The sequence below is a fragment of the Mycobacterium sp. 1245852.3 genome, from assembly GCF_001669335.1.
Lineage (GTDB): Bacteria > Actinomycetota > Actinomycetes > Mycobacteriales > Mycobacteriaceae > Mycobacterium > Mycobacterium europaeum_A.
The window spans coordinates 1-15104 of the sequence record NZ_LZLL01000313.1; the positions used below are offsets into that span (position 1 = coordinate 1).

A 15104-nucleotide genomic window follows, 5' to 3' on the forward strand; every position below is an offset into this window, starting at 1 on the left:
CAGGCGGCGTACACGCCGTCGGCCGGGATGGCCGAATACATCGGCGGCGCCACGTTCGCGGTGGGAAAGCCCAGCTCGGCACCGCGCCCGTGGCCGCGGACCACCACGCCCTCGACCCGGTGCGGCCGGCCCAGCGCCTCCATCGCCGCCACCACGTCACCGGCGTCCACACAGGACCGGATGTAGGTGGACGAGAACGTCACGGTCTCGTTGCTGTGGTGCTCGGACAGCAGCGACATCGACTCCACGGCGAACCCGAAGCGCTCGCCGGCGCGTCGCAGCGTTTCGACGTTGCCGGTCGCCTTCTTGCCGAAGGTGAAGTTCTCCCCCACGACGACCTCGACCACGTGCAGGTTCTCCACCAGCAGCTCGTGGACGTAGCGCTCCGGGGTGAGCTTCATGAAATCGGTGGTGAACGGCATGACCAGGAAGACGTCGATGCCCAGCTCTTCGACCAGCTCTGCGCGCCGGGTGAGCGTCGTCAGCTGCGCGGGGTGGCTGCCGGGATAGACCACTTCCATCGGGTGCGGGTCGAACGTCATCAGCACCGTCGGAACGTTGCGGGCCCGCGCCGCTTTCACCGCATGCGCGATCAGCTCGGCGTGGCCGCGATGCACACCATCGAACACACCGATGGTGAGCACACACCTGCCCCAGTCCGTGGGTATCTCGTCTTGGCCGCGCCACCGCTGCACGTCCGCCAGCCTACGGCGCGCAGTGGTCCGCCGGGAGGTCGGAAGGGGCAAACCGCCGCCATGGTGTCGGGGAACACCCCGGATTAGGCCTGGGTTGCCTAAACTTTCTCGATGTGAGCCCTGACGAGGAGCGTGGCGGTATCACCGCGGTCGGCCAGGACTACCTGAAGGTCATCTGGAATGCCCAGGAGTGGTCCCCGAAAGACGCACCGCAGAAGGTCAGCACCAAGATGCTGGCCGAGAAGATCGGGGTGTCGGCCAGCACGGCCTCGGAGTCCATCCGCAAACTCGCCGAGCAGGGGCTCGTGGACCACGAGAAATACGGCGCGGTGACGCTGACCGAGGCGGGGCGGCGCGCGGCGCTGGAGATGGTGCGCCGGCACCGGCTGCTGGAGACCTTCCTGGTCAACGAGCTCGGCTACGCCTGGGACGAGGTGCACGACGAGGCCGAGGTGCTCGAGCACGCGGTGTCGGATCGCCTGGTGGCCCGCATCGACGCCAAGCTGGGCTTTCCGCAGCGCGACCCGCACGGTGACCCGATACCGGCCTCCGACGGGCAGGTGCCGACCCCGCCGGCCCGCCAGCTGTGGGCGTGCGACGACGGGGACACCGGGACGGTGGCCCGCATCTCCGACGCCGACCCCGAGATGCTGCGCTACTTCACCGACGTCGGCATCAGTCTCGACTCCCGGCTGCGGGTTCTGACCCGGCGCGAATTCGCCGGCATGATCTCCGTCGCCATCGATTCCGGCGACGGCGCCGAGACGACGGTCGATTTGGGTAGCCCGGCCGCGCGGGCGATCTGGGTGACGGCCTAGCCGCGCGCCCCGCCCGTCAGTCGGCCAGCAGTCCCTTGGCGATGTGGGTGACCTGAACCTCGTTGCTGCCCGCGTAGATCATCAGCGACTTGGCGTCGCGGGCCAGCTGCTCCACCCGGTACTCGGCCATGTATCCGTTGCCGCCGAACAGCTGTACGGCCTCCATCGCCACCTCGGTGGCCGCCTCCGAGGAGTACAGCTTGATCGCCGACGCCTCGGCCAGCGTCAGCGGCTTGCCGGCCTGCTGACGCTCGATGGTGTGAAAGACCATGTTCTGCACGTTCATTCGGGCGATCTCCATCTTCGCCAGCTTGAGCTGGATCAACTGGAACTGCCCGATGTTGCGGCCCCACAGTGTGCGGCTCTTCGCGTAATCGACGCACAGCCGGTGGCATTCGTCGATGATGCCCAACGCCATCATTGCGATCCCGATCCGCTCGGCGGCGAAGTTGGCGCGCGCGCTGTCGCGGCCGTCGCCGTCGGTGTGCTGTTCGCTCTCGCCGAGCAGCCGGTCCGGGCCCAGCCGCACGTTGTCGAAGAACAGCTCGCCGGTCGGCGAGGACATCATGCCCATCTTCTTGAACGGCTTGCCCTGCGTCAGGCCCGGCATGCCGGCATCGAGCACGAAGACCAGCACCGGGCGGTTGCGCTTGTCTTGCTTGTCCGCGCTCGCATTGCCCTCGCGGGGGCCCTCGTCGAGCTTGGCGTAGACGACCAGGACGTCGGCGCAGGGCCCGTTGGTGATGAAGGTCTTCTGCCCGTTGAGGATGTAGTCGTCACCGTCGCGTTTGACGTAGGTCTTCATGCCGCCGAACGCGTCCGAACCCGAGTCCGGCTCGGTAATCGCCCATGCCGCAATCTTTTCCAGCGTCATCAGCTCGGGCAGCCAGCGTTCCTTCTGCGCCAGCGTCCCGCGGCTGGCGATGGTCGCGGCGCCCAAGCCCAGGCTCACCGACGCGGTGCTGAGCAACCCGATGCTTACCCGGGCGATCTCGGACACCAGCACCGCGATCATCGACCCCTGGGCGCCCCCGCCGAAACCGCTTGACCCGTTGGGCTTTTCGCCGGATTCCTCAGCGGCGGCGGTACCGTTCAGCTTGGCCCACTCGCGGTCCAGCATCTTCTTGACCGACTCGGCGGCCATGGCGTCGAGGCCGAACTGGCTGAACAACTTGCGCGCGATCGGATACGGCGACATTTCGCCGGTTTCCAATTCGTCCAAATGCGGACGGATCTCTTTGTCGACGAACCGCCGAACGGCATCCCGGACCATCAGGTCCGTCTCGGAGCACTCGATCATGGCGCCCTTAACGCTCGGCGCGCTGGTAGGCGGTGACGACGGCCGCGCCACCCAGCCCGATGTTGTGTTGCAGGGCGGCACTGACGTTGTCGACCTGACGTTTGTCGGCGGTGCCGCGCAGCTGCCAGGTCAGTTCGGCGCACTGCGCCAGCCCGGTCGCGCCCAGCGGGTGCCCCTTGGAGATCAGGCCGCCCGACGGGTTGACCACCCAGCGCCCGCCGTAGGTGGTGTCGTTGTTGTCGATCAGCTTGGGCGCCTCACCGGGGCCGCACAGGCCCAGGGCCTCGTAGAGCAACAGCTCGTTGGCCGAGAAGCAGTCGTGCAGTTCGATCACCTGGAAGTCTTGCGGCCCCAGCCCGGACTGGTCGTAAACCTGTTGCGCGGCCTGGACATTCATGTCATAGCCGATGAGGTTTTTGGCGCTCCCGTCGAACGTCGACGCGAAGTCGGTGGTCATCGCCTGACCGACGATCTCCACGGCCTGGGCGGCCAGCCCGTGGCTGTCGACGAAGGTCTCCGAGGCCAGGATGGCCGCACCCGAACCGTCCGAGGTCGGCGAGCACTGCAGCTTGGTCAGCGGGTCGGAGATCATCCGCGCGGCCAGGATGTCGTCGAGCGTATAGGACTCCTGGAACTGGGCGAACGGGTTGTTCACCGAGTGCTTGTGGTTCTTGTAGCCGATCTTGGCGAAATGCTCTGCGGTGCTGCCGTATTGCTTCATGTGCTCGCGCCCGGCGGCACCGAACATCCACGGCGCGACGGGCATCGCGAACTCGTCGATGTCGGCCATCGCCTTGACGTGCTTGGCCATCGGCGATTCGCGGTCCTGGGCGCCGCCGCCCAGCGAACCGGGCTGCATCTTCTCGAAACCGAGCGCGATCGCGCAGTCGACGATGCCGCCGCGGATGGCCTGCGCCGCCAGGAAAAGCGCCGTCGAGCCGGTGGAGCAGTTGTTGTTGACGTTGACGACCGGAATGCCGGTCATGCCCAGCTCGTAGAGCGCCCGCTGACCCGACGTCGAATCGCCGGCGACGTAGCCGACGTAGCCTTGCTGGACCTCGCGGTAGTCGATGCCGGCGTCGGCCAGCGCGTTGGTCCCCGATTCCCGGGCCATGTCCGGGTAATCCCAGCCCTCCCGGCGACCCGGCTTCTCGAACTTCGTCATGCCGACGCCGATGACGTAGACCTTGTTGGACATCCTTGTCCCCTTCCGAACCGTGGGCGGTCTTGGCACTCAGTGTGCAACGTAGCCCAACCAACCGTTCGGCCGGGGCGGCCAAAGCATTGCAGCGGTTACAGCGTCGCCGGGCGGATCACCACCACCGACTTGGTGCGCGACCCCTCGTCGCGCAGCAGCGCCATCACGCGGCCGTCGGGGCCACACGCCGCGTAGACGCCGTCGATCCCGGCCGGCGCCAGCGCCCGGCCGTTGGCGGTCGCCTCGGCCTGCTCGGCGGACAGGTCGCGGCGCGGGAAGATCAGCAGGCAGGCCTCGTCCAGGCCGTAGCTGAGCCGGGGCCGCTCCGCCAGCTCGGCGAGCGCGTACGCCTGATCGAGCCCGAAGCGCCCGACGCGGGTGCGCCGCAATGCCGTCAGGTGCCCGCCCACCCCGAGAGCCGCGCCGAGGTCACGGGCCAGGGCGCGGATGTAGGTTCCCGACGAACAGTCGACCTCGACGTCGAGGTCCACACAGTCCCCGGCGCCGACCCGGATGTCGCGCACCTCGAACCGGTCGATGCGCACCGGCCGGGCCGCGAGCTCGACGGCCTGGCCCTCGCGGGCAAGCCGGTAGGCGCGCTTGCCGTCCACCTTGATCGCGCTGACCGTCGACGGCACCTGTTGGATGTCGCCGCGCAGGCCACCGACCGCCGATTCGATCGCCGCGCCGGTGAGGTGCCGCGCCGCGACGCTGCGCACCAGCTCGCCCTCGGCGTCGTCGGTGGACGTGCTCTGGCCCAGGCGGATGGTGGCGGTATAGGACTTGGCGGTGGCCGTCAGCAGGCCGAGGATCTTGGTGGCGCGTTCGATCCCGATCACCAGCACGCCGGTGGCCATCGGGTCCAGCGTCCCGGCATGCCCCACCCTGCGGGTGGCAAAGATCCGGCGGCAGCGCCCGACCACGTCATGACTGGTCATCCCGGCCGGCTTGTCGACGACGACTATCCCTGGCCCGCTGGGGCTTTCGGTCATAGCACGATCGCGGTGAGCACCAGCCCGCGCTCGACCGACCAGCGGCCACGCAGCTCGGTCAGCGGCGGACCGGACAGCGCGGCCGGGTCGATCAGGATCCGCGACACGAACCCGCCCGTCGTCGCGCCGGGGCCATCGGCCTCGAACGCGATGTGGGCGTCCTCGAAGCCCAGCCACCGTTTGGTCAGCGGAAACCACGCCTTGTACGTTGCCTCCTTGGCGCAGAACAGGATTCGATCCCAATGCAGGTTACCCGACAGGTTCGCCGGGATCTCGGTGCGTTCGGCCGGCAGGCTGATCGCGGTCAGCACTCCGTCGGGCAACACGTCGTGCGGTTCGGCGTCAATGCCCACCGAGCGGACCGCGTCGGTGCGGCCCACCACGGCACCCCGGTAACCCGTGCAGTGGGTCAGGCTGCCCACCACGCCGTCGGGCCAGCAGGGTTCTCCCTTCTCCCCCTTGAGGATCGGGACCGGCGGCAGGCCCAGCTCGCCCAGCGCGATGCGGGCGCAGTTGCGGACGGTGACGAACTCGTTGCGCCGCTTGGCCACCGACCTGGCGATCAGCGGCTCCTCCTCGGGCAGCGGCGTGAGATCGGGCGGGTCGGAGTATGCCTCCGCGTAGGCCAGGCCGTCCACGGCCGGGAGCACCGAGGACACCAGCATGTCCCCCGTCATCGTGATTGCCGCTGCCGCAACCGTTCCCGGAACTGCGCGGCCTGCTGCCGCATCTCGGGAGTGATCTGGAAGTGGCCGCCGAAGTCGTTGAGGTCGCCCGGCGCGTACTGGGGATCGGGCAGCACCTGGCGCAGCCAGCTGGGCGGCTTGCGGCGGCGCCACTCCCGCGGATAGCCCACCGAGACTTCCTCGAAGCGCACGTCGTCATACCAGGTGGTCCGGGGGATGTGCAGGTGACCGTAGACCGAACACACGGCGTTGTATCGGGTGTGCCAGTCGGCGGTCTTGGTGGTCCCGCACCACAGCGAGAACTCGGGGTAGAACAAGGCGTCGCACGGGTCGCGGACCAACGGAAAGTGGTTCACCAGAACGGTCGGCGTCATCCAGTCCAGCTCTTCGAGACGGGCGCGGGTGATCTCCAGGCGCTCGCGGCACCACGCCTCACGGGTGGGGTAGGGCTCCGAGGAGAGCAGGAATTCGTCGGTGGCGACCACGTTGCGCTCGCGGGCGATGGTCAGGCCTTCGGCTTTGCTCGTGGCTCCCTCGGGCAAGAAGCTGTAGTCGTAGAGCAGGAACATCGGCACGATCGTGGCCGGGCCCCCGCGCTCGGTCCACACCGGGAAGGGATGCTCGGGCGTGACGATGCCCATCTCGTCGCACATATTGACCAGGTACTCGTAGCGCGCCTTGCCGAAGATCTGCACAGGATCGCGGGTGGTGGTCCACAGCTCGTGATTACCCGGCACCCAAATCACCTTGGCGAAGCGCCGTCGCAGCAGGTCAAGGGCCCAGCGGATCTCGTCGGTGCGTTCGGCGACATCGCCGGCGACGATCAGCCAGTCGTCCGGCGACGACGGATGCAGCGATTCGGTGACCGGCTTGTTACCCAGGTGACCGGTGTGCAGGTCGGACACCGCCCACAGTGTCGGTTGCCCACCGTTGGTCGATTCCCGCCCAGATGTATGCCCAGCCACGAATAACCACCCTAACGACTTGACCCAAGCACGCCCCTTTCGCGGGCGCCCTTTCGGCCACCAGCGGGTGAGTTAGAACAAGTTCAGGTTTGCCTGTGACGTCGCGCGCGGTACTTGTACACTCCCCCGGAAAGGTCCGCTGCGGCGTCAGGGGGGTGTCGTGTTCGCCAATGTTCGTCTGATGGGGGCGCTGGGTGCGCTGCTCACAGCGGCCATCGGTGGCACCGTGGGCCTGTTGACCGCCCCGCAGGACCTTTCCAGGCCGGGTGGCGGCGACCGGTCCGTCGAGCTGCGGTCGACCGCCCAGCCGATGGAAACCACAATGAAAAGCCCGATCGTGGCGACCACCGATCCGCGCCCGTTCGACGCCTGCGAGGACATCCCGTTCGACGTCATCCAGCGCCTCGGCTTGGGCTTCACACCGCCCGAACACGAGGACGGGCTGCGCTGTCACTTCGACGCCGGCAACTATCAGGTGGCCGTCGAGCCGATCATCTGGCGCACCTATGAGGCCTCGCTGCCCGCCGATGCCGTCGAGACGACGATCGCGGGCCACCGGGCCGCGCAGTACTGGGTGCTCAAGCCGACCTACCACAACAGCTACTGGTTCTACTCCTGCATGGTCGCGTTCAAGACCAGCTACGGCGTGCTGCAGCAGGCGCTGTACTACTCGACCGTCTACTCCAACCCCGAGGTCGACTGCATGCAGACCAACGTGCAGCGCGCCAACGACCTCGCGCCGTATTACAAGTTCTGATTTGCGCCGCGTCGCGTCGCGGCCGGCTGACCGGGTCCTAATGTGAGGACCGTGAGTACGACGTTGATCCGGCCCGCACAGCCGGCGCTGCACACCCTGCGACACCTGGGCGGCACGGCCGCCGCCCGGCTGCTCGGCCTGCCGCCGGAGACCACCGACTACACCGTGCAGCGCGTCCGCGTGCCGATGCGCGACGGGGTGCAGCTGGTGGCCGACCACTATGCGCCGGCGACCGCGTCACCCGCGGGCACCCTGCTGGTCCGCGGCCCGTACGGGCGCGGGTTCCCGTTCACGCTGATATTCGGCGCGCTGTACGCGGCGCGCGGCTACCACGTCGTGTTGCAAAGCGTGCGCGGGACGTTCGGCTCGGGCGGGGTCTTCGAGCCGATGGCACACGAGGCCGCCGACGGTGCCGACACCGTCTCCTGGCTGCGCGAGCAGCCTTGGTTCACCGGCCGCTTCGCCTCCATCGGAATGTCGTATCTGGGCTTCACCCAGTGGGCCCTGCTGCAGGATCCCCCGCCGGAACTGGCCACCGCCGTCATCATGGTCGGTCCGCACGACTTCAACGAATCAACTTGGGGCACCGGCACATTCGCGATCAACGACTTTTTGGGCTGGAGCGACATGGTGGCGCACCAGGAGGACCCCGTCCGGGTGCGCGCCGCCCTGCGCCAGCTGCAGACCCGCCGCCGGGTGGCCCAGGCCGCGGCCGCGGTGCCGCTAGGCGACGCCGCGCGGCAGGTGCTCGGCACCGGCGCACCCTGGTTCGAATCCTGGGTCGAACACAGCGAACCGGACGACCCGTTCTGGGATGCCTTGCGCTGCACCGAGGCGCTGGACCGGGTGCAGGTGCCGGTGCTGTTGGTGGGCGGCTGGCAGGACATCTTCATCAGGCAGACGCTGCAGCAGTACGCGCATCTGCGCCGGCGCGGTGTCGACGTCGCGCTCACCGTCGGGCCCTGGACCCACACCCAGTTGCTCACCACCGGGTTCCCCACCTGCGCCCGGGAGGCACTGGATTGGCTGGACACGCACCTGGGCGGTGCGGCCACGTCGCACCGGCCCAGCCGGGTGCGCGTCTACGTCACCGGCGGGGGCGGTGGCTGGCGCAGCCTGCCCGACTGGCCGCCCGCCACCACCGAACGCCCGCTGTACCTGCGGCCCGGTGGCTACCTGGGCGAGACCGCGCCAAGCCTGAAGGGGTTGGCGCCGGCCACATTTCGCTACGACCCGGCCAATCCGACACCGACCACCGGCGGCCCGCAGCTGTCCGGCAACGGCGGATACCGCGACGACAGCCGGTTGGCATCGCGCGACGACGTGCTGGCCTTTACCAGCGCGACGCTCACCGAGGACGTGTATGTCTACGGCTGCCCGGTCATCGAGCTCGCCCATGGCGCGGACAGCCCGCACGCCGACCTGTTCGTGCGGGTGAGCGAGGTCGACGCCAAGGGACGGTCGCGCAACGTCAGCGAGGCGTACCGCCGGCTGCGTCCCGCGGCAAAACCCAAGTCGGAGAAAATAGTTCGCCTCGACCTCGACGGCATGGCGCACCGCTTCCGGGCCGGCTCACGCATCCGCGTGCTGATCGCCGGGAGCTGGTCGCCGCGCTACGCGCACAACCTCGGCTCCGGCGAGCCGGTGTTGACCGGCCGGCAGCCCACGCCGGTCACCCACACCGTGCGCTACGGACGCTCCCGGCTGCTGTTGCCGGTCGGCCCGGCCGAGTTGTCAGCCAACGGCGTCGCGGACCCGGGCGGCGACCGCGGCTAGCGCCGCTTCGTCATGAACGGGGCCGCGCCCCGGCGGGGCCGGCACCGGCAGCTCCACCCAGCTCTTGCAGCCGCCGTACTCCGCGGTCCGCTCCAGGCGCACCGGCTCGGCCAGCGGGAGCACCGACACGACCAGCACCGCGAGTTTGTGCTTAGGACGAAAGTCCAGGCGGTCGGCGCGCACCGACTCGGCAGTCCAGATGTGCAGGTCCTCGATGGCGGGCAGGGCGTCCGGGCGCTCGACGGGCACGGCCGCAACGACTTTCGCGGCGGCCCGGATCACCAGCTCGTCGTCGGTGCTGTCGGCGGCCGCGGGCGCCAGCAGGTCTTGATGCTCGGGGCGCACCCGCTCGGCGTGGCTGTGCGCGACCGTCGGGAACAGCAGGAACTCGCGGGCGGCCAGTTCGAACCGCTTCTCCCCGATGCCGCCCTTGCGCAGCAGCACCCGCTGGCGACCGTCCAGCAGCGCGTGCACCGCGGCGCTCCACTCCTTGAGCGCGGGAGTCGTTGTGGTGACGGTCATTTCGCGCCCGCCATCCGCGCCATCACCTCGGGGCGGCGCAAGGGCGGGACCGTCTTGGGCGGCTGGCGCCGCGGCGGCAGCTGCCCCAGCAACCGCGTCGTCGTCTCGGTGACTTCGGCGACCGCCGCCTCGAACGCGTCGACATTCGCGGCCGAGGGGTGGGTGATGCCGCTGACCTTGCGGACATACTGGCGGGCGGCCGCCGCGATTTCCTCGGCGGTGGCGGCGGGTTGCAGTCCGCGCAGTTCGGTGATGTTCCGGCACATCTTTCCCACGATAAGCGCTGCTCGGCGGCGCCGCTCCCCGACGAACCGGCGGGCGGTAAGGCGCGCATCGCCGGTGCGGGCCGACTGGCTACGGTGAAGTCATGACCGACGAGATCCTGCTGATCGACACCGACGAGCGAGTGCGCACCCTGACCCTCAACCGACCGCAGTCGCGCAACGCGCTGTCCTCGGCGTTGCGGGACCGCTTCTTCGGGGCGCTGGCCGACGCCGAAACCGACGACGCCGTCGACGTCGTCATCGTCACCGGCACCGACCCGGTGTTCTGCGCGGGGCTGGATCTCAAGGAGCTGGGCGGTTCCTCGGCGCTGCCGGACATCTCGCCGCGCTGGCCGGCGCTGACCAAGCCGGTGATCGGCGCGATCAACGGCGCCGCGGTGACCGGCGGCCTGGAGCTGGCGCTGTACTGCGACATCCTGATCGCCTCGGAGAACGCGCGGTTCGCCGACACGCACGCCCGGGTGGGGCTGCTGCCCACCTGGGGCCTGAGCGTGCGGTTGCCGCAGAAGGTGGGAATCGGGCTGGCCAGGCGGATGAGCATGACCGGGGACTATCTGTCCGCCGCCGACGCGCTGCGTGCCGGGCTCGTGACCGAGGTGGTGCCGCACGACCAGCTGTTGGGTGCCGCCCGGGCGGTGGCGGCGTCGATCGTCGGGAACAACCAGGACGCGGTGCGGGCGCTGCTGGCGTCGTATCACCGCATCGACGACGCGCAGACCAGCGCCGGGCTCTGGCAGGAGGCGACGGCCGCCCGGCAGTTCCGGACCAGCGGCGACGACATCGCCGCCAACCGGGAGGCCGTGCTGGCGCGCGGCCGCTCGCAGGTGCGCTGACGCCGCGATCTGGGCCGGTCCGTTCCCACCGGTCCCGCCCACGCCATACGATCAACTGATGTATCACGTCGTCGCTGTCACCGTGCGGGTGCTCGGTGGCCTGACGCTGGCCGCCGCGTCGGCGATCGCGGTGGCCGCGCCGCCCGCGGGCGCGCTGCCGCCGCCGGGATTCCCGAATCTCGACGCCTTCACCCCGGTGCCCGCCGACGGCTACATCGGCGCCGGCGCGCCGGGAAGCTCGCCGCGGGTCAGTTTCTCCGCCGGCTCCGCCCTGGTGTGTGACTTCTACGGCGGCCCGCCGCCCGTGCCGCAACCGTCGCAGGACATCAAGTGCAAGGGCGACATGTCGGGGCTGGACGACGTGCCCTTCCCCGGCGGCCGCCCGCGACCCGGCGACTGCGTCGTGGGTTCGGTGGACTTCAAGGGACCCGGCTACCAGTTGAGCCGCATGTCCTACGCCGGATGCGACGGCAACCCTGCCCCGCTACCGGCCGGCGGCAAATCGCTGGGGGCGGGCCAGAAGTTGACCTATCTCAACGTCACCTGCGCGGTGGGGGCCGACGACCTGGTCGCCTGCCTGGACACCACCAGCGGCGACCACGGATTCGTCGTGCAGCGCTCGGGAAGCTGGGCGTTCTAGTCCGGGCGAGTCCGGGTTAATCCAGGGCCGTGCGCAGCGACGCCACCGCGTCGTCGATCGAGCCGGTGGTCGAATAGCCGGCCGCCAGCCGGTGCCCACCGCCGCCGAAGCCGGACGCCACCGCCGCCAGGTCGACGGCGGACTTGGCCCGCATGGACACCGACCACTGCTGCGGCGCGATCTCCTTGAACACCGCGGCCACCTCGGCCTGCTGCGTGGTCCGCACGATGTCGACGATGCTTTCGACTTCCTCCGGGCGGGAGGTCACCCAATCCTGGTTGCCGACAACGGCATACACCAGGCCCCGGCCGCCCGCGGCGTCCGGCAGCAGTTGGGCCGAGGCCAGCACCCGCGACAGCAGCGGCAGCCATCCGAACGGATGGCTGTCCAACAGGGTTCGGCTGATCGCGGCGTTGTCCACGCCACCGTCGACCAGCCGGGCCGCCAGCCGCAGGGCGCGCGCACTGGCCCAGCGGAACGATCCGGTGTCGGTCGTCAGGCCGGCGTAGATGCAGTGCGCGACGTCGGAATCGATGGGCTTGTCCCACGCGTCGAGGATGTCGGCGATCATCATCGTGGTCGAATCGGCTTGGACGTCAACGAAATTGGCGGTACCGAACACATCGTTGGAAGCGTGATGGTCGATGACCAGCACCTCGTCGCCCTCGAGGGCCAAGTCGCTCAAGGCGCCCAGCCGCTTGACGCTCGGAACGTCAACGGTGACAACCAGATCGACGTCGCGGCGCATCGCATCGGGATCGACCAGCAGTCGGCAGCCGGGCAGCGACGCCAGCGACTCGGGCAGCCCGGCCGGCTCGGCGAAACTGACCTCGACCCGCTTGCCGCACTTGTCGAGCACCAGCCCCAGCGCCAGGCCGGCGCCGATGGTGTCGGCGTCGGGATGCACGTGTGCGATCACCGCGACGGTGTCGGCGTCCGACAGCAACTCGACCGCACCCGCGGCGTCGACGCGCACCCCCACCCGGGCGTCGCCCAGCTCAGTATTGGTGTTGGTCGTCGTCACCGATGCTCCCGTCGAGGCCGGGCTCCCCACCCGATCCGCTATCCCGGTATGGATCGGCCTCCCCAGCCGGCTTGGCGCCCGAACGAACCCGCGCCAGATCAGCGTCCGCGGCCCGGGCGCGCGCCAGCAATTCCTCCATCCGCGCCACCTTGTCCGACGTGGTGTCGCGGGTGAAGGTGAGGGTGGGCGTGAACCGCACGCCGGTGCCGGCCCCGACCTTGGTGCGCAGCGCACCCTTGGCACGTTCCAGGGCCGCCGCGGCGGCCGCGTAGTCCGGCTCGTCGTCCAGCGTGCGTCCCATCACCGTGTAGAAGACCGTCGCGTCGTGCAGGTCGGCGGTCACCTTCGCGTCGACGATGGTGACCCCCTCGAGCCCGGGATCCTTGATCTCGAACTCGATCGCCGAGGCGACGATGGTGTTGATTCGCTTGGCCAACCGGCGCGCCCTGGCTGGATCAGGCATTCGCGTTCACCACCTTCTCGTCGTCACTTCGTTCTGCATCGTCGTTCTGCGTCGTCGTTGCGTCGTCGGCGGTGGGGTCAGGTGCGTTCCTTCTGGACCAACTCGTAGGACTCGATGATGTCGCCTTCTTTGAGGTCGTTGTACCCCAGCGTCATACCGCACTCGAAGCCCTCGCGGACCTCGGTGACGTCGTCCTTCTCCCGCCGCAGCGAGGTGATCGAAAGGTTGTCGGTGACCACGATGTTGTCCCGCAGCAACCGCGCCTTGGCGTTGCGGCGCACGATGCCGCTGCTGATCATGCAGCCGGCGATGATGCCGACCTTGGACGACCGGAAGATCGCCCGGATCTCGGCGCGGCCCAGCGTGTTCTCCTCGTAGATCGGCTTGAGCATGCCGCGCAGGGCCTTCTCGATCTCGTCGATCGCCTGGTAGATCACCGAGTAGTAGCGGATCTCCACACCCTCGCGGTTGGCCAGCTCGGTGGCCTTGCCCTCGGCGCGCACGTTGAAGCCGATGATCACCGCATCCGAGGCCGACGCCAGGTTGACGTTGGTTTCGGTGATGCCACCGACACCGCGGTCGATGACGCGCAGCGCCACCTCGTCGTCGATCTCGATGCCCATCAGGGCCTCTTCCAGCGCCTCGACGGTACCGGCGTTGTCGCCCTTGAGGATCAGGTTCAGCTGGCTGGTTTCCTTCAGCGCCGAGTCCAGGTCCTCCAGGCTGATCCGCTTGCGGGAACGCGCCGCCAGCGCGTTGCGCTTGCGGGCGCTGCGCTTGTCGGCGATCTGGCGGGCGATGCGGTCCTCGTCGACGACCAGCAGGTTGTCCCCCGCGCCGGGCACCGAGGTGAACCCGATGACCTGCACCGGCCGCGACGGCAGCGCCTCTTCGACGTCGTCACCGTGCTCGTCGACCATGCGGCGGACGCGGCCGTAGGCGTCGCCGGCGACCACCGAGTCGCCGACCCGCAGCGTGCCGCGCTGCACCAGCACCGTGGCGACCGGCCCGCGACCGCGGTCCAGGTGCGCCTCGATCGCCACACCCTGGGCCTCCATGTCGGGGTTGGCCCGCAGGTCCAGGGCGGCGTCGGCGGTCAGCAGCACCGCCTCGAGCAGCGCCTCGATGTTGGTGCCCTGCTTGGCGGAGATGTCGACGAACATGGTGTCGCCACCGAAATCCTCTGCCACCAAACCGTATTCGGTGAGCTGGCCGCGGATCTTGGCCGGGTCGGCGCCCTCGACGTCAATCTTGTTGACCGCCACCACGATCGGCACGTCGGCCGCCTGGGCGTGGTTGATGGCCTCCACCGTCTGCGGCATGACGCCGTCGTCGGCCGCCACCACCAGGATCGCGATGTCGGTGGCCTTGGCGCCGCGGGCACGCATGGCGGTGAACGCCTCGTGACCCGGGGTGTCGATGAAGGTGATCGGCCGCTCGACACCGTCGTGCTCCACGGTCACCTGGTAGGCACCGATGTGCTGGGTGATACCGCCGGCCTCGGCCTCGCGGACGCTGGCGTTGCGGATGGTGTCCAGCAGGCGGGTCTTACCGTGGTCGACGTGACCCATGACGGTCACCACCGGCGGCCGGGTCTGCAGGTCTTCCTCGCCGCCCTCGTCCTCGCCATAACTCAGGTCGAACGACTCCAGCAGTTCGCGGTCCTCGTCCTCGGGGCTGACGACCTGCACGACATAGTTCATCTCGCTGCCCAGCAGCTCGAGCGTCTCGTCGCCGACCGACTGGGTGGCAGTGACCATCTCGCCGAGGTTGAACAGCGCCTGCACCAGCGAGGCCGGGTTGGCGTTGATCTTGTCGGCGAAGTCGGAGAGCGACGCGCCGCGCGCCAGCCGGATCGTCTCGCCGTTGCCGTGCGGCAACCGCACGCCACCGACGACGGGCGCCTGCATGTTCTCGTATTCGGCGCGTTTGGCCCGCTTCGACTTGCGGCCGCGTCGGGGCGCACCGCCGGGGCGACCGAACGCACCCGCGGCACCGCCGCGCTGGCCCGGACGGCCACCGCCGCCACCGCCTCCGGGACGGCCGCGGAAGCCGCCGCCCCCTCCGGGCGGGGCGCCGACGCCGCCGCCACCGTCAGGCCACCGAGCACCCGCACGGTGACAGCGACGACGTGATACATCAGTTGATCGT

Annotated in this window: 16 protein-coding genes; 5 read left to right on the top strand and 11 right to left on the bottom strand. The window is 69.3% G+C overall.

Annotation, left to right across the window (positions count from 1 at the left end; genetic code table 11):
* Nucleotides 1–695: bifunctional riboflavin kinase/FAD synthetase (locus tag A9W96_RS14095; protein WP_067140596.1), on the bottom strand; the 695-nt coding region annotated here is incomplete at its 3' end.
* Between the two features lie 113 nt (nucleotides 696–808).
* Between A9W96_RS14095 and mntR the strand changes: the two genes are divergently transcribed.
* On the top strand, nucleotides 809–1513 hold the full coding sequence (gene mntR, locus A9W96_RS14100) for a manganese-binding transcriptional regulator MntR (RefSeq protein WP_066864407.1): 705 nt from the start codon (nucleotides 809–811) through the stop codon (nucleotides 1511–1513).
* Nucleotides 1514–1529: 16 nt separating this feature from the next.
* Here the strand turns inward: mntR and A9W96_RS14105 are convergent, their stop codons facing one another.
* The 5 genes from A9W96_RS14105 to A9W96_RS14125 form a co-directional block, all read right to left on the bottom strand.
* Nucleotides 1530–2813 (bottom strand): acyl-CoA dehydrogenase family protein, encoded by a 1284-nt coding sequence (locus A9W96_RS14105; protein WP_067140578.1) that lies wholly within the window; start codon nucleotides 2811–2813, stop codon nucleotides 1530–1532.
* Between the two features lie 7 nt (nucleotides 2814–2820).
* Nucleotides 2821–4011, bottom strand: a complete 1191-nt coding sequence (locus A9W96_RS14110) for a lipid-transfer protein (protein WP_067023373.1) — start codon at nucleotides 4009–4011, stop codon at nucleotides 2821–2823.
* Nucleotides 4012–4106: 95 nt separating this feature from the next.
* A complete protein-coding gene (gene truB, locus A9W96_RS14115; RefSeq protein WP_067140581.1) occupies nucleotides 4107–5003 on the bottom strand; it encodes a tRNA pseudouridine(55) synthase TruB in 897 nt (298 codons plus the stop codon).
* Complete coding sequence (locus A9W96_RS14120) at nucleotides 5000–5680, bottom strand: 4'-phosphopantetheinyl transferase (RefSeq protein ID WP_067140583.1); 681 nt, start codon at nucleotides 5678–5680, stop codon at nucleotides 5000–5002. Before A9W96_RS14120 ends, truB begins: the two co-directional genes overlap by 4 nt.
* Nucleotides 5677–6654: a metallophosphoesterase gene (locus A9W96_RS14125; protein WP_066879352.1), complete on the bottom strand. Its 978-nt coding sequence runs from the start codon at nucleotides 6652–6654 to the stop codon at nucleotides 5677–5679. The genes A9W96_RS14120 and A9W96_RS14125 overlap by 4 nt, the downstream gene beginning before the upstream one ends.
* 160 nt (nucleotides 6655–6814) lie before the next feature.
* Between A9W96_RS14125 and A9W96_RS14130 the strand changes: the two genes are divergently transcribed.
* Both A9W96_RS14130 and A9W96_RS14135 read left to right on the top strand, forming a co-directional pair.
* Nucleotides 6815–7411, top strand: a complete 597-nt coding sequence (locus A9W96_RS14130; RefSeq protein ID WP_066863704.1) for a DUF3558 domain-containing protein — start codon at nucleotides 6815–6817, stop codon at nucleotides 7409–7411.
* Between the two features lie 51 nt (nucleotides 7412–7462).
* Nucleotides 7463–9187, top strand: coding sequence for a CocE/NonD family hydrolase (locus tag A9W96_RS14135; protein ID WP_067140586.1), 1725 nt, complete (start codon nucleotides 7463–7465; stop codon nucleotides 9185–9187).
* Here the strand turns inward: A9W96_RS14135 and A9W96_RS14140 are convergent.
* Both A9W96_RS14140 and A9W96_RS14145 read right to left on the bottom strand, forming a co-directional pair.
* Nucleotides 9146–9709 carry a DUF1802 family protein gene (locus A9W96_RS14140; RefSeq protein ID WP_066863709.1) on the bottom strand — a complete coding sequence of 188 codons (564 nt, stop codon included), beginning with the start codon at nucleotides 9707–9709 and terminating at the stop codon, nucleotides 9146–9148. The genes A9W96_RS14135 and A9W96_RS14140 overlap by 42 nt on opposite strands.
* Nucleotides 9706–9975: a DUF2277 domain-containing protein gene (locus tag A9W96_RS14145; protein ID WP_066863721.1), complete on the bottom strand. Its 270-nt coding sequence runs from the start codon at nucleotides 9973–9975 to the stop codon at nucleotides 9706–9708. The genes A9W96_RS14140 and A9W96_RS14145 overlap by 4 nt, the downstream gene beginning before the upstream one ends.
* Before the next feature lie 101 nt (nucleotides 9976–10076).
* Between A9W96_RS14145 and A9W96_RS14150 the strand changes: the two genes are divergently transcribed.
* Both A9W96_RS14150 and A9W96_RS14155 read left to right on the top strand, forming a co-directional pair.
* The gene (locus A9W96_RS14150) at nucleotides 10077–10826 is read left to right on the top strand and encodes an enoyl-CoA hydratase (protein ID WP_066863712.1); all 750 of its coding nucleotides are present in this window, start codon (nucleotides 10077–10079) and stop codon (nucleotides 10824–10826) included.
* A gap of 58 nt (nucleotides 10827–10884) precedes the next feature.
* Complete coding sequence (locus A9W96_RS14155) at nucleotides 10885–11466, top strand: hypothetical protein (RefSeq protein ID WP_066863715.1); 582 nt, start codon at nucleotides 10885–10887, stop codon at nucleotides 11464–11466.
* A 16-nt stretch (nucleotides 11467–11482) separates the two neighbouring features.
* On the opposite strand, the gene A9W96_RS14160 is transcribed toward A9W96_RS14155, so the two are convergent.
* From A9W96_RS14160 to infB, 3 genes are all read right to left on the bottom strand, one after another.
* Nucleotides 11483–12490, bottom strand: coding sequence for a bifunctional oligoribonuclease/PAP phosphatase NrnA (locus A9W96_RS14160; protein ID WP_156748805.1), 1008 nt, complete (start codon nucleotides 12488–12490; stop codon nucleotides 11483–11485).
* Nucleotides 12465–12953: a 30S ribosome-binding factor RbfA gene (gene rbfA / locus A9W96_RS14165; protein WP_067140589.1), complete on the bottom strand. Its 489-nt coding sequence runs from the start codon at nucleotides 12951–12953 to the stop codon at nucleotides 12465–12467. Before rbfA ends, A9W96_RS14160 begins: the two co-directional genes overlap by 26 nt.
* Nucleotides 12954–13030: 77 nt before the next feature.
* On the bottom strand, nucleotides 13031–15104 hold a 2074-nt coding region (infB, locus tag A9W96_RS14170; RefSeq protein ID WP_082972242.1), incomplete at its 5' end, for a translation initiation factor IF-2.

What these genes read in the sequence shown, in the direction of transcription:
- A9W96_RS14105 (WP_067140578.1), bottom strand. Translation starts at nt 2,813, where the DNA reads ATGATCGAGTGCTCCGAGACGGACCTGATGGTCCGGGATGCCGTTCGG.
- A9W96_RS14110 (WP_067023373.1), bottom strand. Translation starts at nt 4,011, where the DNA reads ATGTCCAACAAGGTCTACGTCATCGGCGTCGGCATGACGAAGTTCGAG.
- truB (WP_067140581.1), bottom strand. Translation starts at nt 5,003, where the DNA reads ATGACCGAAAGCCCCAGCGGGCCAGGGATAGTCGTCGTCGACAAGCCG.
- A9W96_RS14120 (WP_067140583.1), bottom strand. Translation starts at nt 5,680, where the DNA reads ATGACGGGGGACATGCTGGTGTCCTCGGTGCTCCCGGCCGTGGACGGC.
- A9W96_RS14140 (WP_066863709.1), bottom strand. Translation starts at nt 9,709, where the DNA reads ATGACCGTCACCACAACGACTCCCGCGCTCAAGGAGTGGAGCGCCGCG.
- A9W96_RS14145 (WP_066863721.1), bottom strand. Translation starts at nt 9,975, where the DNA reads ATGTGCCGGAACATCACCGAACTGCGCGGACTGCAACCCGCCGCCACC.
- A9W96_RS14150 (WP_066863712.1), top strand. Translation starts at nt 10,077, where the DNA reads ATGACCGACGAGATCCTGCTGATCGACACCGACGAGCGAGTGCGCACC.
- A9W96_RS14155 (WP_066863715.1), top strand. Translation starts at nt 10,885, where the DNA reads ATGTATCACGTCGTCGCTGTCACCGTGCGGGTGCTCGGTGGCCTGACG.
- rbfA (WP_067140589.1), bottom strand. Translation starts at nt 12,953, where the DNA reads ATGCCTGATCCAGCCAGGGCGCGCCGGTTGGCCAAGCGAATCAACACC.